At 61.8% G+C, this 21,979-nt stretch carries 22 protein-coding genes and 1 pseudogene; 13 read left to right on the top strand and 10 right to left on the bottom strand.

Annotation, left to right across the window (positions count from 1 at the left end):
• Positions 1–28: 28 nt before the first annotated feature.
• Both QRN46_RS25345 and QRN46_RS25350 read right to left on the bottom strand, forming a co-directional pair.
• On the bottom strand, positions 29–1,333 hold the full coding sequence (locus tag QRN46_RS25345; protein ID WP_221615716.1) for an ATP-binding protein: 1,305 nt from the start codon (positions 1,331–1,333) through the stop codon (positions 29–31).
• A complete protein-coding gene (locus QRN46_RS25350; RefSeq protein ID WP_011333526.1) occupies positions 1,330–2,070 on the bottom strand; it encodes a response regulator in 741 nt (246 codons plus the stop codon). The genes QRN46_RS25345 and QRN46_RS25350 overlap by 4 nt, the downstream gene beginning before the upstream one ends.
• A 306-nt stretch (positions 2,071–2,376) precedes the next feature.
• Here QRN46_RS25350 and QRN46_RS25355 point away from each other — a divergent pair, with 306 nt between their 5' ends.
• The 3 genes from QRN46_RS25355 (at position 2,377) to QRN46_RS25365 (ending at position 4,306) form a co-directional block, all read left to right on the top strand.
• On the top strand, positions 2,377–2,646 hold the full coding sequence (locus QRN46_RS25355; protein WP_007956290.1) for a DUF2790 domain-containing protein: 270 nt from the start codon (positions 2,377–2,379) through the stop codon (positions 2,644–2,646).
• 29 nt (positions 2,647–2,675) lie between these two features.
• Entirely contained in the window at positions 2,676–3,014 is a 339-nt protein-coding gene (locus QRN46_RS25360) for a hypothetical protein (RefSeq protein ID WP_201817511.1), read from the top strand.
• Positions 3,015–3,091: 77 nt separating this feature from the next.
• Positions 3,092–4,306: a cytochrome c biogenesis protein DipZ gene (locus QRN46_RS25365; protein WP_201817510.1), complete on the top strand. Its 1,215-nt coding sequence runs from the start codon at positions 3,092–3,094 to the stop codon at positions 4,304–4,306.
• A gap of 18 nt (positions 4,307–4,324) precedes the next feature.
• Here the strand turns inward: QRN46_RS25365 and QRN46_RS25370 are convergent, their stop codons facing one another.
• Positions 4,325–4,786, bottom strand: coding sequence for a GNAT family N-acetyltransferase (locus QRN46_RS25370; protein WP_201817509.1), 462 nt, complete (start codon positions 4,784–4,786; stop codon positions 4,325–4,327).
• 229 nt (positions 4,787–5,015) lie between these two features.
• On the opposite strand from QRN46_RS25370, the gene QRN46_RS25375 reads away from it, so the two are divergent.
• Positions 5,016–5,288 (top strand): DUF4242 domain-containing protein, encoded by a 273-nt coding sequence (locus tag QRN46_RS25375; protein ID WP_007957179.1) that lies wholly within the window; start codon positions 5,016–5,018, stop codon positions 5,286–5,288.
• Between the two features lie 25 nt (positions 5,289–5,313).
• Positions 5,314–6,126 carry a class I SAM-dependent methyltransferase gene (locus QRN46_RS25380; RefSeq protein ID WP_285358009.1) on the top strand — a complete coding sequence of 271 codons (813 nt, stop codon included), beginning with the start codon at positions 5,314–5,316 and terminating at the stop codon, positions 6,124–6,126.
• Positions 6,127–6,178: 52 nt separating this feature from the next.
• On the opposite strand, the gene pcsA is transcribed toward QRN46_RS25380, so the two are convergent.
• On the bottom strand, positions 6,179–6,901 hold the full coding sequence (pcsA, locus tag QRN46_RS25385; RefSeq protein WP_041475528.1) for a phosphatidylcholine synthase: 723 nt from the start codon (positions 6,899–6,901) through the stop codon (positions 6,179–6,181).
• Positions 6,902–7,161: 260 nt separating this feature from the next.
• On the opposite strand from pcsA, the gene QRN46_RS25390 reads away from it, so the two are divergent.
• The 4 genes from QRN46_RS25390 (at position 7,162) to ligD (ending at position 12,960) form a co-directional block, all read left to right on the top strand.
• Complete coding sequence (locus QRN46_RS25390) at positions 7,162–7,887, top strand: tellurite resistance TerB family protein (protein WP_285358010.1); 726 nt, start codon at positions 7,162–7,164, stop codon at positions 7,885–7,887.
• 167 nt (positions 7,888–8,054) lie between these two features.
• On the top strand, positions 8,055–9,431 hold the full coding sequence (locus QRN46_RS25395; RefSeq protein WP_011333533.1) for an iron-containing redox enzyme family protein: 1,377 nt from the start codon (positions 8,055–8,057) through the stop codon (positions 9,429–9,431).
• An 11-nt stretch (positions 9,432–9,442) separates the two neighbouring features.
• The gene (locus tag QRN46_RS25400; RefSeq protein WP_011333534.1) at positions 9,443–10,396 is read left to right on the top strand and encodes a methyltransferase; all 954 of its coding nucleotides are present in this window, start codon (positions 9,443–9,445) and stop codon (positions 10,394–10,396) included.
• A 17-nt stretch (positions 10,397–10,413) separates the two neighbouring features.
• Positions 10,414–12,960 (top strand): DNA ligase D, encoded by a 2,547-nt coding sequence (gene ligD / locus QRN46_RS25405; protein WP_285358014.1) that lies wholly within the window; start codon positions 10,414–10,416, stop codon positions 12,958–12,960.
• Here ligD and QRN46_RS25410 read toward each other — a convergent pair whose 3' ends face one another.
• Together QRN46_RS25410 and QRN46_RS25415 are read right to left on the bottom strand one after the other, a co-directional pair.
• Entirely contained in the window at positions 12,961–13,365 is a 405-nt protein-coding gene (locus QRN46_RS25410; RefSeq protein ID WP_181457918.1) for a hypothetical protein, read from the bottom strand.
• Between the two features lie 117 nt (positions 13,366–13,482).
• Positions 13,483–13,797 (bottom strand): DUF2388 domain-containing protein, encoded by a 315-nt coding sequence (locus QRN46_RS25415; RefSeq protein ID WP_011333537.1) that lies wholly within the window; start codon positions 13,795–13,797, stop codon positions 13,483–13,485.
• Positions 13,798–14,045: 248 nt separating this feature from the next.
• On the opposite strand from QRN46_RS25415, the pseudogene QRN46_RS29195 reads away from it, so the two are divergent.
• Both QRN46_RS29195 and QRN46_RS29200 read left to right on the top strand, forming a co-directional pair.
• Positions 14,046–14,804: pseudogene (locus QRN46_RS29195) on the top strand (MCP four helix bundle domain-containing protein); the annotation flags it as partial.
• 129 nt (positions 14,805–14,933) lie between these two features.
• Complete coding sequence (locus QRN46_RS29200) at positions 14,934–15,659, top strand: methyl-accepting chemotaxis protein (protein WP_373423150.1); 726 nt, start codon at positions 14,934–14,936, stop codon at positions 15,657–15,659.
• 40 nt (positions 15,660–15,699) lie between these two features.
• Here the strand turns inward: QRN46_RS29200 and QRN46_RS25425 are convergent, their stop codons facing one another.
• Positions 15,700–16,125, bottom strand: coding sequence for a nuclear transport factor 2 family protein (locus QRN46_RS25425; protein WP_285358020.1), 426 nt, complete (start codon positions 16,123–16,125; stop codon positions 15,700–15,702).
• Positions 16,126–16,558: 433 nt separating this feature from the next.
• Between QRN46_RS25425 and mqo the strand changes: the two genes are divergently transcribed.
• Complete coding sequence (gene mqo / locus QRN46_RS25430; RefSeq protein ID WP_011333540.1) at positions 16,559–18,208, top strand: malate dehydrogenase (quinone); 1,650 nt, start codon at positions 16,559–16,561, stop codon at positions 18,206–18,208.
• Between the two features lie 67 nt (positions 18,209–18,275).
• Here the strand turns inward: mqo and QRN46_RS25435 are convergent, their stop codons facing one another.
• From QRN46_RS25435 to QRN46_RS25445, 3 genes are all read right to left on the bottom strand, one after another.
• Positions 18,276–18,704: a nuclear transport factor 2 family protein gene (locus tag QRN46_RS25435; RefSeq protein WP_201817498.1), complete on the bottom strand. Its 429-nt coding sequence runs from the start codon at positions 18,702–18,704 to the stop codon at positions 18,276–18,278.
• Between the two features lie 402 nt (positions 18,705–19,106).
• Positions 19,107–19,973, bottom strand: a complete 867-nt coding sequence (locus QRN46_RS25440) for a CAP domain-containing protein (RefSeq protein ID WP_011333542.1) — start codon at positions 19,971–19,973, stop codon at positions 19,107–19,109.
• A 130-nt stretch (positions 19,974–20,103) separates the two neighbouring features.
• Positions 20,104–20,874, bottom strand: a complete 771-nt coding sequence (locus QRN46_RS25445) for an alpha/beta hydrolase (RefSeq protein WP_201817494.1) — start codon at positions 20,872–20,874, stop codon at positions 20,104–20,106.
• A 111-nt stretch (positions 20,875–20,985) separates the two neighbouring features.
• Between QRN46_RS25445 and QRN46_RS25450 the strand changes: the two genes are divergently transcribed.
• A complete protein-coding gene (locus tag QRN46_RS25450) occupies positions 20,986–21,930 on the top strand; it encodes an aldo/keto reductase (RefSeq protein ID WP_201817491.1) in 945 nt (314 codons plus the stop codon).
• Positions 21,931–21,979: the final 49 nt, after the last annotated feature.

Raw genomic sequence — 21,979 nt, forward strand, 5'->3', positions numbered from 1 at the left:
CAGATCTGACAGTAGCGACCGCTGGTGCTCAGCTCAATGGCAGTTTCAGTTCCGCACACAACCCGCCACCGTCGCGATTGCTCAGCGTCAGCGAACCGCCCAGCGCCAGCGCCAGTTGCTGAGCGATCGCCAGCCCCAGCCCGGTGCCGCCGGTGCTGCGGTTGCGCGAGTTTTCCACGCGGTAGAAAGGCTCCATCACCTGGGCCAGCTCTTCTTCGGCGATGCCCGGGCCGCGATCCATGACCTTTATCGACAGACTGCTCTTGTCGCGTTGAATCAGCAGCTCGGCAGCCCCGGCGAACTTCAGCGCGTTGTCGGTCAGGTTGACCAGCACCCGGCGCAACGCGTGGGGGCGGGTGTCGATGACCGCGTCACTCTTGCCGCTCAACTGCACTTCCTTGCCCATGTCCTGATAGTCGAACACCAGGCTGTCGAGGAACGAGTCCAGATTGGTGCGTCGGCTTTCTTCAGTCGAGCCGTGGATGCTGCGGGCGTAGGCCACACCTTCGCGCACCAGATGCTCCATCTCACCGAGGTCGCTCCACAGTTTGTCTTTCTCGGCGGAATCGTCCATGAACTCCGCCCGCAGTTTCATGCGGGTGATCGGGGTTTGCAGGTCGTGGGAAATCGCCGCCAGCAGTTGCATGCGCTCCTTCAGGTACGCGGCGATGCGCGCCTGCATCGAGTTGAAAGCGCGGGCGGCGTAAGCCACTTCGTTCGGGCCTTTTTCGTCGAGGTTGATCGGGTGCGCGTTGGGGTCGAGGGTTTCCACGGCGTTGGCGAGGCGGGTGAGGGGGCGGATGGCGATGCGCACCGCCAGCCAGGTGCAGGCGAGCATCAGCGCCAGTTGCCCGAGCAATACCACCGGCAGCCATGGCGACAGCGGCACCATCGACGGGCGCACATCGATGGTCACCGGGCTGCCGTCGCTCAGGCGCAGGTGGCCTTGAAAGTGTTTTATCGGGCCGGGAATATCGGTGAACGTCAGCGGATAGGCCTCGCCAATTGCGTCGGTAATCGAGGTGACGGCAATCGGCACGTCCTGCGGGTCCAGCGGCGTGCCCGGTTCGCCTTCGCTCAGCAGATAACCGTAGTTCTTGCGCGCCAGGCGTTTGAGCCACATCGGGCGTTCTTCGGCGGGCAGCCGATCAAGAATGGCAATCGAGGTCGAGACGTCGGTTTCGAGGTTGCCGAGCATGGTGTTTTTCGCGCTTTCGTAGCGCTCGTAATACTGCGCGCCGAACGACAGCGCCTGAGCGAGGATCAACCCGATCAGAAAAATCAGCGACAAGCGCGAGGCAAGGGTGCGCGGCCAGCGCAGGGCGAGATTCATGCGGGGGCTCCGAGGACTTCGACCGGCAACGAGAACACATAGCCTTCGCTGCGCACGGTCTTGATGTAGGCCGGTTCACGGGCGTCATCCAGCAGGCGCTGGCGCAGGCGACTGACCAGCAGATCGATGGACCGGTCGAACAGATCGGCGTCACGGCCCTGGGTCAGATTCAGCAATTGATCGCGGCTCAGCACCCGTTGCGGATGGTCGAGGAACACGCGCAACAGACGGTATTCCGCGCCACTCAGCGCGACCATGGTGCCGTCCTTGTCCAGCAGATGCCGAGCCGATGTGTCGAGCTGCCAGCGACCGAACGCCAGCAGCCGACCGCTTTCGGTGACCACCAGGTTCGGCGGCAGCATCCGGGTGCGGCGCAGCACGGCATTGATCCGCGCCAGCAGTTCGCGGGCGGCGAACGGTTTGGTCAGGTAATCGTCAGCGCCCATTTCCAGACCAAGGATGCGGTCGGTTTCATCATTGCGTGCGGTGAGCATCAGGATCGGCGTGGCTTTGTGTTTGCCCGAGCGCAATTCGCGGCACAGCAGCAGGCCGTCGTCGCCGGGCATCATGATGTCGAGCACGATCAGGTCGACGGTGTTGGCTTCCAGAAAGCTGCGCATCTGCCGGCCATCGGCAACCACCGTGGTGCGCAGGCCGTTCTTCTTCAGGTAATTGCCGACCAGTTCGCGAATCTCGCGGTCGTCGTCGACGATCAGGATGTGATCGACATGTTCCATGGGGCCAAACCTCAATCAAAGGGGATTGCCGGGCAGTCTATCGAGCCTGCGCGAGGCCGCCTGCCTGCCTTTGTATTGCAGTGTATCCAGCGCTGTGACGGATACACGCCGACGCAAAAAGCGGATTTTTACAGGGTTTTGTATCGCTGTGTATCCCGGGCGCGCGCGGATACGTAGCGATTTATACACGGCATTTGCCGACACATGCGCGATACCTCGCGAGCTTTAAATGAGCTCCATCGAGGCACACACAGAACGCCTCGGCCCAATCAACGATTCAACCATTGAAGCCCCGAGGAAAACGCCATGAACACCAAGACCAAATCGATCGCTGCCGCTTGCCTGTTTGCCGCTCTGAACATCTGCACCCTGTCGGCCCGCGCCGAAGCCGATGTCACCCCGCAAACCTACTCCTACGGCAGCCACCTGGACATCCAGAAAGTGGTGTCGCTGAAACAGGACAACTCGATGACCTGCGGCATCGTCGACGCCCGCCTGACCTACCTCGACTCGGCCGGCAAGACCCAGGTGCTCGACTACCGCAAATTCGCCGACGGCTGCAACGAAGACAACTGATTACCCACCTCTATAAAAGGAACATCGCCATGAACAACGTATCGCGCTATCTGACCGCTGTTGCCTTCTCCCTCGCCGGCGTCGCAGCCCACGCCAACGCTGCCGTCGAACAGAACAGCTGTGGCAGCAGCACCTGCTTCCAACTGGCTCCGGTGGCCAAGCCGGTCAGCGACGGCCTGATCGCCGCCGATGGCGCCAGCCGCACGCCACAGGGGCAGACACTGGCCGCCGACGGTTCCAGCCGCACACCGCAGGGGCAAATGGTCGCCGCCGACGGTTCCAGCCATACGCCGCAAGGCCAGATGGTGGCTGAAAACGGTGCCAGCCGTACGCCACAAAGCCAATGGCTGGACAGCCAGACGGTTTGAGGATTGAAGGGGGCTGCCCGTAACGGGCGCCCCCCGAACCACTCAACAGACCACCCCTCATTCAAAAGGTGAACCTCATGTTTCTCATCGCTTTCCTGGGCGGTCTGTTGACTGTCCTCAGTCCCTGCATCCTGCCGGTGGTGCCGTTTCTGTTCGCCGGAGCCGACCGCACCCGTTCTTCGATCCTGCTGACCCTCGGCGGCATGGCCCTGACCTTTGCCCTGATCTCCAGTCTGGCGGTGGTCAGCAGCGAGTGGGTGATTCAGGCCAGCAACACCGGTCGCCATATCGCGCTGGCGGTAATGGTGCTGTTTGCGCTGTCGCTGATTTCCGCGCGTATCGGTGACTGGCTGGCCCGGCCCTTCGTGCTGCTGGGCAATCGCCTCGACCCCGACGCCCGGAAAAAGACCGGACCCATGGCCTCGATCATGATCGGTGTCGCCACCGGTCTGCTGTGGGCGCCGTGCGCCGGTCCGATCCTCGGCGTGATCCTCACGGGTGCCATGCTGCAAGGCGCCAACGCCCAGACCAGCCTGTTGTTGCTGGCCTACGGTGTGGGCAGTGCGCTGTCGCTGGGGACGCTGATTTTCGCCGGTCGCGGTCTGGTCAATCGGCTGAAACCGTCGATTCCGTTCACCGGCTGGTTCCGCCGCGGCGCGGGTGTTGCGGTGCTGGCGACGGCGGCGGTGATCGCCACCGGTGCCGACAACCTGCTGCTGGCCAACACCTCGTCCCAAGGCGTGGCATCGGTAGAGAAAAGCGTGCTGGAAAACGTGCCGAAGGTGGTGGACTACTTTGTCAGCAAAGTCCGTGCAGACTCGACTGAAGACGAGGCGAGCAAAGGCGCGATGCCATCGCTGTCCGGCGCGGTGCAGTGGCTGAACTCTCCGGAACTGAGCGCTGAGTCCCTGCGCGGCAAAGTGGTGCTGGTGGACTTCTGGACCTACGACTGCATCAACTGCCAGCACACCCTGCCGTACGTGAAGGAGTGGGAGAAGAAGTACGGCAAGGACGGTCTGGTGGTGATCGGCGTGCACACCCCGGAATACGGTTACGAGCGGATCATCGACAACGTCAAGGATCAAGTGCACAAGCTCGGCATCACCTACCCGGTGGCCATCGACAACAACTACGCGATCTGGCGCAACTTCGATAACCAGTACTGGCCGGCGCATTACCTGGTCGACGCCAAGGGCCAGGTGCGTTACACCCACTTTGGCGAAGGCAGTTACCAGGCGCAGGAGCAGATGATTCAGCAACTGCTCAAGGAGGCCAAGGCGCCGGCTGCGTAAACCGCAAAACTCAATGGCTCACAGGTCGCGCACCATGAGCCATTGTTCGTTGCCCCAGGCGTGAAAACGCTCCAGCACCGTCCAGCCGCGTTTGGCGTAATAGTCCCGTTTGTTCTGGGTGTGCAGGTAGAAACGCGGCAGGCCCCGGTGTTTCGCTTCTTCAGCGATTCCCGCGATCAACCTCTCTGCCAGGCCCTGGCCGCGTGATTCGGGGCTGACCAGCACACAGGCCAGCCACGGCTCCAGATCCGGTCGAAGGGCAAGGTCCGCCCGGGCCAGTGCCGCACCGCCCAGCAGTCGATCCCCGTCCAGCGCAATCAGGCAACGCCAGTCACCATTGGTCTGGCCCTCGGCAAATTCGCGCTGCCATTCGGCCAGTGGCTGCTCGGCATATTCGTAGTGAAACTGGCGGTGGATCCATGCCGCGTAGGTGTCGCTGTGCTGCATGTGATCGGTGAGCCATTCGAAGCGCAAGGACATGATCGAATTCCGTTTCGGGGGAGGGTCTGCATGAGAGCCGATCAGCCGGCGCGTTGGCAACCCCCCGACAGTGTTTCGGGGCCTTTACAAAATCTCGCCATTCATCGGCCAACGCCCGGTTTCACGGGCTCTCCGGACGATTGGCAGGGACGCCGCACGGCGCCCGCGCGATAGTGGGCGAGCAGGGCCGCCACGGCTCTGACATCCATAAAAAGAAAGCGAGGTTGCCATGCCGAAGTTCGTGATTGAACGCGAGATTCCAGGAGCCGGAAAGCTATCGGAGCAAGAACTCAAGGCCGTGTCGCAAACGTCCTGCAACGTGCTGCGTGAACTCGGACCAGAGGTGCAGTGGCTGCAGAGTTATGTGACGGCCGACAAGATCTATTGCGTGTACATCGCACCCAACGAGGAACTGGTGCGTGAACACGCCAAGCGTGGGGGATTTCCGGCCAACAGCGTGTCCCGGGTGACGAGCATCATCGACCCGACGACCGCCGATTGACCCCTCTGCCGTGGAGCCCCCATTCATGAGTACCCCTATTGATCTCACTGCCCTGAAGGAACGCCAAAGAGTCGCCTGGGCCAGTGGCGACTACGCCGTGATCGGCACCACCTTGCAGATCGTCGGCGAAACCCTCGCCGAAGCCTGCGACCTGCGCTGCGATGAAGAAGTGCTGGACGTTGCTGCCGGTAACGGCAATGCCACGCTGGCGGCGGCGCGCCGGGGTTGTCTGGTGACGTCCACCGACTATGTCGCGGCGCTGCTGGAACGCGGCCAGGACCGGGCGCGCGCCGAGCATCTGGACGTGACCTTTCAGGTCGCCGATGCCGAAGCGCTGCCGTTTGCCGACTCCAGTTTCGACGCGGTGCTGTCGACCTTCGGCGTGATGTTCGCCCCGGATCAGGCGAAGGCGGCCAAGGAGCTGGCGCGGGTCTGCCGCCGTGGTGGCCGGATCGGCCTGGCCAACTGGACACCGGAAGGTTTCGTCGGCCAGATGTTCAAGACCCTCGGGCGCTATCTGCCACCGCCACCCGGTTCGCAACCGCCCTCGAACTGGGGCGCGGAAGCCTGGCTGCATTCGCATTTCGACGATCGCCAGTTTCAGGTGCAGGTGACTCGCCGCCACTTCAACTTTCGCTACCGCTCGGCGGCGCATTTCATTGATGTGTTTCGCCACTGGTACGGCCCGGTACACAAGGCGTTCGCGGCGTTGCCGCCGGAGAGCGGGCAGGCGCTGGAGACGGATCTGACGCTACTGATCGACGGGCTGAACCGGGCGGGGGCGGAATCGATGGTGGTGCCGAGTGAATATCTGGAGGTCGTCATCACCAAGCGCTGAAACCATTGTGGGAGCGAGCTTGCTCGCTCCCACAGGGATTGCGACAGGGCTTCTATTTCAGATGCGCACCGTCAAACCACTCCAGCGCCGTGCGCCAGATGCAGATGCCGAGAAAGTACGCCGACGCCAGCAGCCACAGGCCCATCACCAGCGGGTTGATCACCGGGTGGTTCAGCACCAGCGACAGACTGCACAGCAGCCAGATCGCCGTCACCGCAATGTTGATCGGCATGAACCGGCGTACCCGGAAAGGATGGAGGAATTTCATGCGGGTCACGGTCAGCAGCGCCAGGCCGATCACCGTCAGGAAGGTGAGCCACGGCCCCGGATCGATGATGTACAGACACAACGCAACCACGTTCCAGGCGGCGGGGAAGCCGACGAAATAGTTGTCCTTGCTCTTCATGTTGACGTTGCAGAAGCAGAACAGTGACGACACCAGAATCAGCGATACGGTCAGCAGCAGGGTGTAGTCGGGCAGGGGAATGTAGCGATAGATGAACAGCGCCGGAATGAACACATAGGTCAGGTAATCGATCACCAGATCGAGGATCGATCCGTCGAAACTCGGCAGCACCGACTGCACGTTGACCTTGCGTGCCAGCGCCCCGTCGAGGCCGTCGACGATCAGCGCCACGCCGAGCCACATCAGGCAGTGGATTGGCTGGTTTTCCAGCAGGGCAAGGGTGGCCAGAAAAGCGGTGACCACGCCGGTCGCGGTGAAACCATGGGCGCCCCAGGCCTTGAGCCTGGCGATGTGGACGGTCGATATCACGAAGGCGTTCTCCAGAAAATGCAGCAAGCCGCGTAAACCCTTGGGCAGCAAGGGCGGCGACCAACCGGGTCGGGGTTGCAGCTATCGACCGGTCGGGCCGGGTCAAGGTTCACCCATTCGTGAAGATTAGCTGGCCGGGGAAAAATTTCTCTGGAGAATCACTCGCCCATGGCCACGTCAGCCCAACGGTGCTGGCGCAACGCATCAGGAGGGCTATCGTTGCCTGACGCAGTCATACCCCTTTGCCTGAGGACGACGTCATGAACACCAGCGATCTGCTCGAACAACTGCTGCGAGGCCAGGCCTCGGCGGGACAACCAGGTGGCGCGTCGGCCGGCGGGGGAGCGGGTGGGCTTGGCGGGTTGCTCGGCGGTCTGCTGGGCGGCGGCAGTGGCGGCGGTTCTGCTGCCGGAGGGCTGGGTGGCCTGGGCGGGTTGCTTGGCGGATTGCTCGGCGGTGGCGGGGCGCTGAGCGGCGGGACGCAGCGTCGTTCCGGCGGCACCAATTACGCAGCACTGGCCTCGCTGGGCATGATGGCCTTCCAGGCGTATCAGGCCTGGCAACGCAGCCAGGCTTCTGCTGCGCCGCAGCAAACCCCGCAAACCGCGGATCTGCTGTCGGGCCCGCAAGTCGAAGAACACAGCCACGCCGTCCTGCGTGCGTTGATCGCGGCGGCCAAGGCTGACGGGCGGATCGACGAGTCGGAAAAACACCTCATCAGCAGTGAAATCGGCAGGCACACCGATGACCCGAACCTGCAGCAATGGCTCGACGACGAGGTCGCCAAACCACTGGATCCCACCGAAGTGGCGCAGGCGGCGCAGAACGATCCAGCCATGGCCGCCGAGATGTACCTGGCCAGCGTGATGCTGGTCGACGATCAGCAGGACGCCGAGCGCAATTATCTGGATGAACTGGCAGCGGCGTTGCAGATTGACCCGGAGTTGCAGGTTCACCTCGAACAGCAAGCCAAAGGCACGGCCTGACCCTCTCATCCCACAGCCTTCGACCGCTCTGTTCAAGCAAGGAGCGAGCCGAAGGCTCCGTCCGTCAGGGCAATTTTCAAGCCGATTGAATTTTTGACGCGCCAAGCCTCTCTGCTTCATTAGAGGCGAGTGACTGAGCGTCCTGCCAATCGATCGAGAATATTGCCATGACTGTCCTGACTCACCTGCAAGCTGCCCCCGCCCCATCGCGTCCGCTCGATTCTCTGGATGGGTTGCGGCGTATCCATGAAGCACTTTTAGCCGACGAACATCCTCAGCCGCTGGCGCGCGCCTTTCTGGAAGATCAACTGCTGCAAGCCGCGCAGTTGAAGGATGAGCTGCCATCGGACCCCGCGCAGTGGCATGCCTGGGTGGCTGAGCACTGTGCCGATGTCGCCCGGCAATACGCCGACTACCTGCAACAACGCAAGGCTGGAGGCGCACGGCAGTTCTTCAGTTGCAAGGCTCATGCGCTGTATTTCCTGCAAGCGGTGGCGCCGACCAAGCTGGTTGATGGCGCCTGGCTCTACGGCTTGCTCGGACAGTGGCGCGATCCGCGCTTCAGTAGCCTGATCAGCACTTATCTGGAAGAACTGGGCGAGGGCAATCCGGCGCAGAACCACGTCGTGATCTACCGCCAGCTGCTCGCCGAACAGGGCCTCGAGCCCAGCAGTCCGCTGCCCGACGAACGCTATCTGCAAGGCGCGCTGCAATTGGCCCTGGGTGCCGGCGGCATGGATTTTCTCCCGGAGGTGATCGGTTACAACCTTGGTTACGAACAGCTGCCCCTGCACCTGTTGATCAGCAGTTACGAGCTCAGTGAGTTGGGGATCGATCCTTACTACTTCACTCTGCACGTGACCATCGACAACGCCAGCACCGGCCATGCGCAAAAAGCCGTTCAGGCCGTTCTCGATCTGCTGCCTCTGGAAGCCAATCGCAGCGATTTCCTGCGCCGGGTCTCGCTGGGTTATCGGCTCAATGATCTGGGGCAGGGCACCCGCGCAATCATCGAGGGGTTCGATCTGGAGCGCGAATTGTTGGCGATGCTTGAACGCAAGTGTCCGTTCGCTCAACACATGCACTCCGACTATTGCCGCTTCGAAGGAAAGACCGTCAATCAATGGCTGGCCGACCCGCAGCAGTTGCCCGGCTTCCTGCAAGCCTTGCAGGACAAGGGCTGGATCAAGCGCAACGAAGATCCGCAGGGCAGCCGCTTCTGGCAATTGATCCATGGCGATGGTGCGGCGATGTTCGGCGTGTTCAGCGCCTATGAAAAACAACTGGTGCATGACTGGATTGCCGGTGACTGGATTTCTGAGGACAAACCCGTCGCGTTCCGCCGCCGCCCCTCGGTCCCCGCGCCGATCGAGGTGCCCGAACAGGACACCGATGTGCAGCGCCTCAGTGCGGCGCTGCAAGGGCAGGACGCTCACACCCAAATCGCAACGTTGATCCCGTGGCTCGCACCGTCGCGCCATGCACATCCGGCCGGGCTGCTCGCCACTCGCCGATTCATCCAACTCAAATCCGGCCTGCGTTAAGGAAGTCATCAATGAATCAGGAAGAACAACTGTCCGCCAACGATCTGGTGCTGGTGCAACTGGGGCGGCGCCTGCAGGCCGACGGCTATCGTTTCATCACCCCGACGCCGCTGACCCATCAACGGGTCAACCAGCGTGACGAAGGGCAGGCCGCCGATGGCCTGCGGGATGTGTTCGGATGGTCGCGTCCTTTCGAACCGGGCCTTCTGTCTGCCGATGAACAGCGGCAATTGCAGGAAGCCCAGGTGATCGATGAGTTCGACGGGCGCTTGAAGAGCCGGGTGCGCTGGTCGACCCTGGATGACTTGCTTTTCGTGCATTCCGGATTCCCCACCGAAGCCGCCGACTCAGTGTTCTTCGGCCCGGACACCTATCGCTTTGCTCAACTGATCCACAGCCATTTGCAGCAGAACTTTGCGCCCATCCATCGGGCGGTGGACATCGGTTGTGGCGCCGGAGTGGGCGCGATCCTGATCGGCCGTGCCCGGCGCGAAGCGCAAGTGCTGGCGGTGGATATCAACCCCGCTGCGCTGCGCCTGACCACGATCAACGCGGCGCTGGCCGAAGTGGCCAACGTCGAAGTGCGCGCCAGTGATGTGTTGCAGGGCGTCGACGGCGAATTCGACCTGATCGTCGCCAACCCGCCCTACATGGCCGATCCGGCCGGGCGAGCTTACCGCCACGGTGGCGGGACGCTGGGGGCGGGCCTGTCGCTGCGTATCGTCGAACAGGCGCTCAATCGCCTGACCCTCGGCGGCTCGCTGGTGCTTTATACCGGTGTGGCGATGGTCGATGGCCGCGATCCCTTCCTCGATACCGTAGTGCCACGATTGGATGAAAAACGCTTCGGCTGGACCTACCGCGAACTCGATCCCGATGTGTTTGGTGAAGAGTTGCTGAATCCAGGCTATCAGCGCGTCGACCGGATTGCCGTGGTCGCACTGACGGTGACTCGAACAGGCTGAAACAAGGCAGGTGCAGGATGAGCAGGAATCTCGACGACTACAACCGGATGCGCGACTTTTCAGCGACCTCTGAACCGGCGGCTGGCCACCGCCGGGGCAAGAAACCCGCCGGCGACCACGCCCTGCAGTTCTGCATACAAAAGCACGATGCCTCGCATCTGCATTACGACTTTCGCCTCGAGCTCGACGGCGCGCTCAAGAGCTGGGCGGTGCCCAAGGGGCCGTCGCTGGATCCCAAGGTCAAGCGGCTGGCGGTGCACGTTGAGGATCATCCGCTGGACTACGCGACGTTCGAGGGCAGCATTCCCGAGGGGCATTACGGCGCCGGCGATGTGATCGTCTGGGATCGTGGCGTGTGGATTCCGTTGGAAGACCCGGAGAAAGCCTACGCCAAGGGCAAGCTCAAATTCGAACTGCAAGGCGAGAAGCTCGCCGGGGTGTGGAACCTGGTGCGCACCCACATGCCGGGCAAGAAAGAGCAGTGGTTTCTGATCAAGCATCAGGACGGCGCCGCACGCCCGCAAAGCGATTACGACGTGCTGGTCGCCGAGCCCGACAGTGTGCTCAGCGAGCGCACGATCGTCGACAAACCCCGGCTTAGTGCGAAGCAGGTCAAACCCCTTCAAGGCCCGGCGAAAGCACCCCGCAAGTCGGCCTCGGGCAAGCTCACCGGGGCGCACAAGGCCAAAATTCCCGCGCAGCTCAAACCTCAACTCGCCACCTTGGTGGAGAGCGCGCCGGAGGGCGATTGGCAATACGAAATCAAGTTCGACGGTTATCGGATCATGGCGCGCATTGATCAGGACGAGGTGCAGTTGTTCACCCGCAATGGCCATGACTGGACGCACAAGTTGCCAAAGCAGGCGCAAGCCCTGGCGGCGCTGGGCCTGGAGTCGGCGTGGCTGGATGGTGAGATGGTCGTCGCCGATGCGGACGGCGTGCCTGATTTTCAGGCCCTGCAAAACGCGTTCGATTCGGGACGCAGCGAAAACATCGTCTATTACCTGTTTGATCTGCCGTATCTGAACGGTGTCGACCTGCGTGAGGTGGCGGTGGAGGAACGGCGCGCAGCGCTGGCCACCGTTCTGAAAACCCATCAAGACCCGCTGCTGCGTTTCTCCGAAGCGTTCGACGAAACCCCGCAGGCGTTGCTCAACAGCGCCTGTCAGATGCGCATGGAAGGCCTGATCGGCAAACGCCTCGGCTCGCCTTACGTGTCGCGCCGCAGCAGCGACTGGATCAAGCTCAAGTGCAAGCATCGCCAGGAATTCGTGATCGTCGGCTACACCGATCCGAAAGGCGCGCGCAGTTCGTTCGGCGCACTGTTGCTGGGTCTGCATGATCGTGACAGCGGCGAGTTGCGGTACGCCGGCAAGGTCGGCACGGGATTCAATGAAACCACCCTCAAGAGCATCCTCGCGCAGCTCAAACCGTTGCGAGTGAAAAAACCGGCAGTGGCCAACCCGCCCACAGGGTTCGAGGCCAAGGGTGTGCACTGGCTCAAACCGAGTCTGCTGGCGGAAGTGGCGTTCGCCGAAATGACCCAGGATGGCTCGGTGCGCCATGCCGTGTTCCATGGCTTGCGCGAGGACAAACCGGCCAAGGACATCACCGAGGAGCGCGCCAAACCCATGAACACTTCAAAGACTGAATCTACCGCCCCGTCCCAATCCGGGCTGGCCGACGGCAAGGTGCGGATCACTCATCCCGACCGGGTGATCGATGCCAGCAGTGGCACCACCAAAATGCAGCTGGCCGAGTATTACGCCAGCGTCGCCGAATGGATTCTGCCGCAGCTCAAGGATCGCCCGGTGGCGCTGGTGCGCGCGCCGGACGGCATTGCCGGTGATCTGTTTTTCCAGAAGAACGCCGAACACCTGGCGATCCCCGGCATCCGCACACTCGACAAGGAGCTGACCGGCCAGCCGGTGATGCTGATCAACAATGCCGAAGCCTTGATCGGCGCGGTGCAGATGAGCACGGTCGAACTGCACACCTGGAACGCTACCACCACCGATCTGGACAAGCCCGACCGCTTTGTCCTCGACCTCGACCCGGACCCGGCGCTGCCGTGGAAAAGTATGGTCGAGGCCACGGCGCTGACCCTGACCGCGCTGGATGAACTGGGCCTCAAGGCGTTTCTCAAGACCAGCGGTGGCAAGGGCATTCATCTGGTGGTGCCGCTGACCCGCAAGCATGGCTGGGACGAGGTCAAGGATTTCAGCCACGCCATCGTCACGCACATGGCGAAATTGTTGCCGGAGCGTTTTTCTGCGGTGTCCGGGCCGAAAAATCGTGTCGGGCGGATCTTTATCGATTACCTGCGCAACGGCCTGGGCGCCACCACCATCTGCGCCTACGCAGCGCGTACCCGCGAAGGATTACCGGTGTCGGTGCCGCTGTTTCGGGAAGAAGTCGGCGAGATCAAAGGCGCCGATCAATGGAACGTACACAACGTTCACGAACGGCTCGCGGAAGTAGGCGATGAACCTTGGGCGGACATCAAGAAAACCCGGCAAAGCATCACGGCCGAGATGCGCAAGCGGGTGGGCATGAAGAAATGATCAGGTGCCGCGCAGCAAGTCGTGGGCGTTGAGCAGGTCGAAGGCGACTTGCGGATTGTTTTCCAGGCCACGGCGGATGGCGGCGGGGATGGTTTTGCGAGTTTTGCGGCAGAGTCCCGGAAGCTCTTGGACTTCGATTTCGATGCCTCCGCGCACCGTCCGCACCTCACCGAACTTCGGGGCGATCAGCACGCGAATCCCGAGCTGATCGAACATCCTGCCTTGCAGACGCTCGAGGTCGGCCAGGTCTTTCAGGTTTTCCAGACGTTCAAGCAGTCGCTTCTCTTCCTCGCGGGTCAGCAGCAGGATGCGCACGTCCGCGCCGGGCGTATCCAGCAGCGGATCACGCCCGCAGATGCAAAGACCCGGCGGGCAAGGGGAGCGAAGGGAGGCGGAAATCGTCATGGCCTCCATCATAGAGGCCGTTCGACGGTTTTGCCCATGGTCGTTCGCCAGCCGTCCATCGGCAGGGCGTAACGGTGGCAAGTCCGTCAGCCACCATCATCATCGAACGTGCCGTGGTTACTGCGACAGACCTTCGTACTGAACCAGGATGGCGTTGGCCAGCTCTTCATCGCTGGCGTTCAGGCCGGGATTGTCCTGACGCACCTGTTGCAGCACCGATTCCAGGTAAACGCCACGGATCGTTCCGCCGCTGGCGACGAATGCGGACAAGTCGTCACGGGCCGGAATCACCATTTTGTGATCCTTGAAGGTCGAGTACAGCGACGCGGAAACCCCCGCTGAAGTAGCCACATCTCCCGCATCCACGCGGGCGAATGCCGAACCGAAAGGCAGGCACAGCATAAGAGACGAAACGAGTAATAAACGGCGCATGACGGTGTTCCTCCAGCAGCGTAAAGCGAAAAGGAATTACCACATAATGTGAGAGGTGCCGGACAGCCCGGGAGTTCCATGCGCCATGCCAGGCGGTAGTGGCCGTAGAACGAGAACCGTCGCACAGTCCGCGTTTTTACCGAATGTAACGACATACCCTGCGACGCTCTAAAGCGGCGGATTCACGTAAATAGGCTTAACTGAAGCGTTGAAAGGCGCCGCGTGGCGCAGCCTGGGAGGAAATCACGGTGTCGATCAAACTGCGTTTGGTGTTGCTGATTGCGACCAGCCTGCTGACGGCGTTGATCGTGAGTCTGGTCAGTTACGTCGGCAATCAGCGGATGGCTTCGGCGGTCAGTGACAACGCGGTCAGCATGAGCGCGCTGCGCAATCACATGGAAGCCGACATGATGCATGACGCCCTGCGTGCCGATGTGTATTCGGCAATGCTGGTGGGGCTGAGCAAAAGCACCAGTTCGGCGGACGAGGTGCGCAGCTCCGTCGAAGAGCATGCGGCGCATTTTCGCGAGGTATTGGGTGAAAATCTCAAGTTGCCGGTGAATCCGACGATCAAGTCCGCGCTGGAGCAGATCAAGCCCAGCCTCGACACCTACATCAGCGCCGGGGAGCAGATCGTCGGTCTTGCACTGGAAAACCCGGACAGCGCCCAGCAGCATCTCGGCACCTTCAGTACGGCGTTCAGCCAGCTCGAAGAACAGATGGCCGCCCTCAGCGAGCTGATCGAAACCAATACCCGGCAGACCAGCGAAGGCACCGAGGCGGCGATCCACAATGCCAATGTCGCGCTCGGTATCGTCCTCTTTGCCAGCCTGTTGCTGCTGTTGTTTCAGGGCCGCTGGGTGATCCTGAGCATCATGGGGCCGCTGAAGTCAGCCAGTCGTATCGCCGAAAGCATCGCCCACGGCAACCTCAGCGAACCGATCGCCGAACCGTCCGGCAAGGACGAAGCCAGTGCGCTGATCCGCACGCTGGCAACCATGCAGCGCGACCTGCGAGACATGATCGGTGTGGTGCGAAGCAACGCCCACGGCGTCAGCGGCATGAGCGAGCAACTGAGCCACGGCTGCCATCAGGTGGCCGACAGCAGTCAGCAACAAAGCACCGCCGCCGGCACCATGGCGGCTGCCGCAAGCCAGATGACCGCCAGCATCGAGGAAATCACCCGTCACGCCGAGCGCGCGTTGAACATGGCCAGCCAGGCCGAGTCACTGGCGAAAAACGGCGGGCAGGTGATCCATCAAGTGGTCAGCGATATGGACGACATCGCCCGTTCCGCCCAGCAATCGGCACAGGTGATCCGCACCCTGGATCAGGAATCCGAAGGCATCTTCAATATCATTCAGGTGATCAAAAGCATCGCCGATCAGACCAATCTGCTGGCGCTCAACGCAGCCATCGAGGCCGCTCGGGCGGGCGAGCAGGGCAGGGGCTTTGCGGTGGTGGCCGATGAGGTGCGCAACCTGGCTGCGCGCACCAGCGCCTCGACCCAGGAAATCGCCGCGATGGTCGCGCGCATCCAGAACAGCACCCGCGAGGCCGTCAGCAGCATGGAGGCCGGTGTCGCCCAGGTCGACAAGGGCATGGCGGTCACCGCCGACGTCGAACGCGCGATCCGCGAAATCCTCGAGGCCACCCTGAGCACTACGCAACTGGTCAACGACATTACCCGCACCATCGGCGAACAGAGCCAGGCGAGCAACGAGATTGCCCATCAGGTGGAGATGATCGCGGGCATGTCGGAGGGCAATAGCAAGGTGATCGGCGAGACGGCGAATACCACGGATGAACTGTCGAGTCTGGCGGGGCGGCTGGCGCAGTCGGTGGATCGGTTCAGGTTATAGGAGCGGACTCTGCCGCCTCTTCGACGGCAGAGCTCATGCATCAGAACTTGTACGCCTGACGCCCCACCAGCAACCACTTGCCAGCCTGCTTCTGCCAGATCTGGAAGTTCTCGATTTCCGTCGGCACAACTTCGGTGCCTTTGAGGGCCTGCGCCGAAAAGTGATGGCGTACCAGCGCAGTGTCCCCGGACAGGGTGATGGTCTGGTTTTGCATCTCCAGGGTCTTGAATGCGCTCTTCCCGGTTTCGATGTCGGTAATGAAGGCTTTCTTGTCCTGGATCTTGCCGCTGGAGTGGCCGTAGGTGAGGTTGTCGGCGGTCAGGGCGTTCAGTTCGGCGATGTCCTTGTGCAGCATCGCCTGGGTCAGGTGATCGACGGCCTGGGCGACGTCCTGTTCCGCCGGGGCGGCGGCGACGTAACCGCTGAAGAGGCAGACGAGACCGAGCAGCAATCCGGATTTGTTCATGGGTATTCCTTGTTGTTGTAGGTGATGAAAACGACTGGGTAATTTGTCAGTCGTCGTACAACTTAGCAGGAATGGGCCGGCGTTAGAAAGCGTTTGAAGAGCTTGTTGAAAACTATCCGGTCGCGAACAGACGCGCGGGTTTGCCATGACGTGATATTCTTCGCGCCACTTGTTTTGACCCCATTCAGTCTGGCGCGCTATTCGGCGGGCCAGACAGAACCCCTGTCGCTCAAGTAGCTGAAGCCAATAATGATAAGAAGTCAGTTCAGAAGGGACATATAACTGAGGTCGACACTGCCTGTCGGTCTTGTGTGCCCACCCGTCAAAATTGAAGTGTGCCGGAACCCGCGACGCTGGCCTGAGTGTCGCGAAAGAGGGGACCTCATACGTACAACAGCGGCGGGCGGAAGGCGTTTTATCATAGGTGCAACAGATGTTTAAGAAAGTGAACACAGCCTTGCTGGGGCTGGCTTTGGCGATGGGGATGTCTTCCGCCAATGCCGAAGAAGCAAAGAAAGTCGACGTTCTGCTGATCGGCGGCGGCATCATGAGCACCACCCTCGGTGTGTGGATCAATGAGCTGGAACCGACCTGGTCGATGGAAATGGTCGAGCGCCTCGACGGCGTCGCCCTGGAAAGCTCCAACGGCTGGAACAACGCCGGTACTGGTCACTCCGCCTTGGCCGAGCTGAACTACACCCCGGAAGACGACAAGGGCAATGTCACCATCCCGAAAGCCGTCGAGATCAACGAAGCGTTCCAGGTCTCCCGTCAATTCTGGGCCTGGCAGGTTCGTCAAGGCGTCCTGAAGGACCCTCGTTCGTTCATCAACACCACGCCGCACATGAGTTTCGTGTGGGGCGATGACAACATCAAGTTTCTGAAAAAGCGCTACGAAGCCCTGCAAGCGAGCCCGCTGTTCGCCGGCATGCAGTACTCCGAAGACCCGGCTGTGATCAAGAAGTGGGTCCCGCTGATGATGGAAGGGCGTGACCCGAACCAGAAAATCGCGGCCACCTGGAGCCCGCTGGGTACCGACATGAACTTCGGCGAAATCACCCGCCAGTTCGCCGGTTACCTGCAGACCAAGCCCAACTTCAACTTGAAGCTGTCCAGCGAAGTGCAGGACATCACCAAGAATGCCGATGGCACCTGGCGCGTCAGCTACAAGAACCTGAAAGACGGCACCAAGACTGAAACCGACGCCAAGTTCGTGTTCATCGGCGCCGGCGGCGGTGCCCTGCACCTGCTGCAGAAGTCCGGTATCGAAGAAGCCAAGGAATACGCTGGCTTCCCGGTAGGCGGCTCGTTCCTGGTGACCGATAACCCGGCCATCGCCGAACAGCACCTGGCCAAGGCTTACGGTAAAGCTTCGGTTGGCGCGCCTCCGATGTCCGTTCCGCACCTGGACACCCGTGTCCTGGACGGCAAGCGCGTCATCCTGTTTGGCCCGTTCGCGACTTTCAGCACCAAGTTCCTGAAAGAAGGTTCGTACCTGGACCTGCTGACCAGCACCACCACCCACAACATCTGGCCTATGACCAAGGTCGGCATCAAGGAATACCCGCTGGTCGAGTACCTGGCCGGTCAACTGATGCTGTCGGATGAAGACCGTCTGAACGCGCTGAAGGAATACTTCCCGAACGCCAAAGCCGAAGACTGGCGCCTGTGGCAAGCCGGCCAGCGCGTGCAAATCATCAAGCGTGATGAAGCCGCTGGCGGCGTGCTGAAACTGGGCACCGAAATCGTTGCTTCCAAAGACGGCTCCATCGCCGGTCTGCTGGGCGCATCCCCAGGCGCGTCGACTGCTGCACCGATCATGCTGAGCGTGCTGCAGAAAGTCTTCAAGGACAAAGTCGCCAGCCCTGAGTGGCAAGCCAAGCTGCACCAGATCGTTCCAAGCTACGGCACCCAGCTGAACAACGATCCAGCCAAAGTGGCTGAAGAGTGGGCTTACACCGCCAAGATCCTGCAACTGCCAACTCCTCCGGTGATTGGCCAGGCTGCAGCTCCAGCGGCGGACGCCTCGGCTGAAAAAGCCCCGGCTCCGAAAGAAAGCGCTGCACGTGACATGGCTCTGTAATCCAGAGGCCTGACACACGAAGCCCACTGAACCGGTGACGGTCAGTGGGCTTTTTTGTGTGCGGGTTTCAGGCCTTGGCGGCCGCCAGATAAGCTCCCAACCGCCGTCCCATCTCTTCGCCCAGCGCCTGCAACCCGCTGAGCGGCCGCACCATTACCTCGAACTCGACGATCTTGCCTTGTTCATCGAAGCGGATCATGTCGATGCCCTTGAGCTCTTTAGCTCCGACTTTGGCGCTGAACTCGAGCACCACATTCATCCCATCGGACGTCGCCAGTTCACGGTGGTATTTGAAGTCTTCGAACACATTGAACACGGTATTGAGGATCATCGAGACCACCGGCGCGCCTGGATAAGGCGTGTGGGCCATGGGCGAGCGGAACACCGCTTTAGGATCGAGCAATTCGGGCAGGGCCTTGAGGTTGCCGGTGCGGATCATCTCGTGCCAGCGGTTCAGGGATTCGGCGGCGTTGGGGTGCAGGTTCAGGTCGGACATGGTTTCACTCCTGTATTTTTGTTGTTCTTGGCGCGGCGCCCATGACTCTAGATCAAAGCGGCGCAATGGAAACCCTCTGTACCGATCTGAATATCGACCCATACGCCAGTCCGATCCATCTGATCCGCTTTTTCCTGTCGAATCTGCATCTGTAACCATCTCAGCCATACGCCCAAAATGGCCCTGCCGTTCGGCCATACGCGACGCGCTTCATTCCGGAGCGCCCGGTGCGCCGGACATTCAGTATTCAGGAGGCCTTCATGGCTAAGATGGCGATTTTCCTCGGCGGCTTTCTTGTGTTGACCATCATGATCGGCGTCCTTGCCACGATTTCTCCGGTCTGACGATCAGCCGTCGAGTTGCGACTTGCAGCGCTGCTCGACGATTTCGGATGGAACCGGATCAGGGCGCCCCGAACAGCATCGTCCAGTAAACCCCTTCATCACTGCGCGCCTCACTGGCAAACCCCGCGCCGACCTGGGTGAACATCGGGTTCATCAGGTTGGCGCAGTGTCCGGGGCTGGCCAGCCAGCCGGCCATGGCCTTGCCCGGTGAGCTTTGTCCGGCGGCGATGTTTTCGCCGATCTGCCGGCCACGGTAGCCGGCTGCACGTGCGCGATCTGCCGGGCCGTCGCCGTCCGGGTCGCGGTGAGCGAAATAGTTGCCGTAGGCCATGGCCTTGCTGTGGCCCTGAGCGGCGGCGCCGAGCGCCGGGTTCCAGCTCAAGGGCCGGGCGGCGGCGAAGCGCTGGCGACCACACATGCGCGGGCGGGCGCGGGCGGCATTGACCTCGGCCAGCAAGGCCTTGCCGACGCTGCGGTTGTCGCCGACGCGGCTGTCGAGCACCGGCCGGGCCAGCACCACTTGCCATTCGCTGCGGGCACGGCTGATGCCGATGTCGGCGTATTGACCGTCGAGCAACGCGCCGCAGTAATCGTCTTGCAGCATTTCGAACGCCTCTTCGGCGTCCTGTGCGCCGACGATTCGGATGCTGCGCACCGCCACGGCGGCATAGCCGGAGTCTTTCAATCGTTCGCGCAATCCACCGCCGTAGCCATAGCCGACCGGCAACGCCAGATTCGACTTCAGCGTCAGCGGCGCCAGCCGTTGGGCCGGGCGCCGGTCACAACGTTGCGGATGGGCGCGGTAGTCGTTGATGGCGGCCACCAGTTGCCGCTCGGCGCCGGCGTGGGCAGAGAGAGAAAACAGGGGAGAAAGGATCAACAGGCACAGCGAAACGAAGCGAGACGAACGTACGGCGTGGCGCATGGGACGCAAAGCTCTGAACAAAGACAGCACTGAAGGAAAGTGAACCGCAGAACGCGGCGCGGGTAGGACTGACCTTTTTGCACTTGGTTCACGAGGCGGCGCCGGGTTTCTACGGCTGCCGACGAAGTGCTCAGCGATTCAACACATCCTGCATCCATTGCAGATATTGCGGCCGTTCGGAAATCGAATTGTGCGTCGCGTTCGCCACCACTTTGAGCGTGGCCACACCGCCGGGAAAGCTGTGCAGCAAGCGTTCGGTGCTGGACCGTGGAATCACCTCGTCATCGCTCGCCGCCAGCAGCAGCGTCGGCACGCGGATGTGCGCCGCGTACTGGCCGGACCGGAAACGATCCTTGAGCAACCACTGCACCGGCACCCACGGGAACTGGCGGGCGGCGATTTCCTCGAGGCTGTTGTAGGGCGTGACCAGAATCAGCCGCTGCACCGGCCGCTGGCTGGCCAGCCGCACCGCGACCCCGGAACCGAGGCTGCGCCCCAGCAGCGCAATCTGCGGATGACTGGCATACACCTGATCGAACAGCGCCAGCGCATCCTCGGCAATTGCCGCTTCGGAGGGCGAACCACCGCTGCCGCCAAAACTCCGGTAATGCAGCAAATACAACGAATAGTCGGCAAACGCCTCGGAAAACTCCTGCAGATTGCGCGAAACATCTTCGGCATTGCCGCCGAAATAGATCAGTGCTTTGGGCCCGGCGCGCTCGCGCACCGTCACGCGAATCTCGGCGTCGGGCATGGCCAGCGTCAACCGCGACTCTGGCGAATCGAGGCTGGCGGGCTGGGGAAAATAGATCAGCGCCCGCTGAAAAACGAACAGCGCCGCGCACAGGATCAGGTACACGGCGAGGATCAACGCGACGAGTGACAACAGGGTTCTGGACATTCGACTAACTTTAATCGGGCGTGCAGGTTGGCTGTCGCAGTGTAGTCCAACGGTGTTGCGGGCTGCGTCAAAACACAAGGTGCAACAGATCCACAGGGCAAGGGCGCCAGCATGAACCACACTGAGGGGTATTCCCGCCGCCGGTTGCTGACACTGGCAGCCGGGGTGTCAGCGGTTTTCACCTTTGACCGGGCGCTGGCCGCCATTACGTCGCCGAACGCCACAGGAGCCCAGACCATGCAGACCCGCGCCATCCCTTCGAGCTCCGAGCCACTGCCGCTGGTGGGGTTGGGCACTTATCGCGGTTTTGACGTCGCCCCCGGGGATCCGGTCTACAAGCAATTGCCGGCGGTGCTCGGCGAGTTGTTCAAAAAGGGTGGAACGGTGATCGACAGCTCGCCCATGTATGGCCGCGCCGAGGAAACCACCGGTGAATTGCTGTCGATCCACGAACCGCGCTCGCCGGCGTTTCTGGCGACCAAGGTCTGGACCCGTGGCCGCGAAGAGGGCATCGCGCAGATGGAGCAGTCGTTCAGCCTGCTGCGCACCGAGCGCATCGACCTGATGCAGATCCACAACCTGCTCGACTGGCAAACCCATCTGCCGACCCTGCGCGAATGGAAAGACCAGGGCCGCATCCGCTACATCGGCATCACTCACTACACGCCGTCGGCCTATGACGAAGTCGAAGCGGTGCTCAAGGCCGAGCCGCTGGACTTCCTGCAAATCAACTACGCACTGGATGATCGCGGGGTCGAGAAGCGTATCCTGCCGCTGTGCCGCGAACGGGGGGTGGCGGTGATCTGCAACCGGCCGTTCGGCGGCGGCGACCTGCTCGCACGGCTCAAAGGTAAACCGCTGCCGGGCTGGGCGGCGCAAGTCGGGGCCAAGAGCTGGCCGCAACTGGCACTGAAGTTTCTGCTGGCGCATCCGGCGGTGACTTGTGTGATTCCCGGCACCCGCAATCCGTTGTACATGGCCGACAATGCCGGCGCCGGGTTCGGGCTGATGCTGACCGATGCGCAGCGTCAGCAGTTGATTGGGCTGGTGAGTTAGCTATCTCCCGGTGTGATTAGCGCACTAGCACCCCATGCTAATGCGCTAC

The sequence above is a fragment of the Pseudomonas sp. lyk4-R2A-10 genome, assembly GCF_030209075.1.
Taxonomy (GTDB): domain Bacteria; phylum Pseudomonadota; class Gammaproteobacteria; order Pseudomonadales; family Pseudomonadaceae; genus Aquipseudomonas; species Aquipseudomonas glycinae.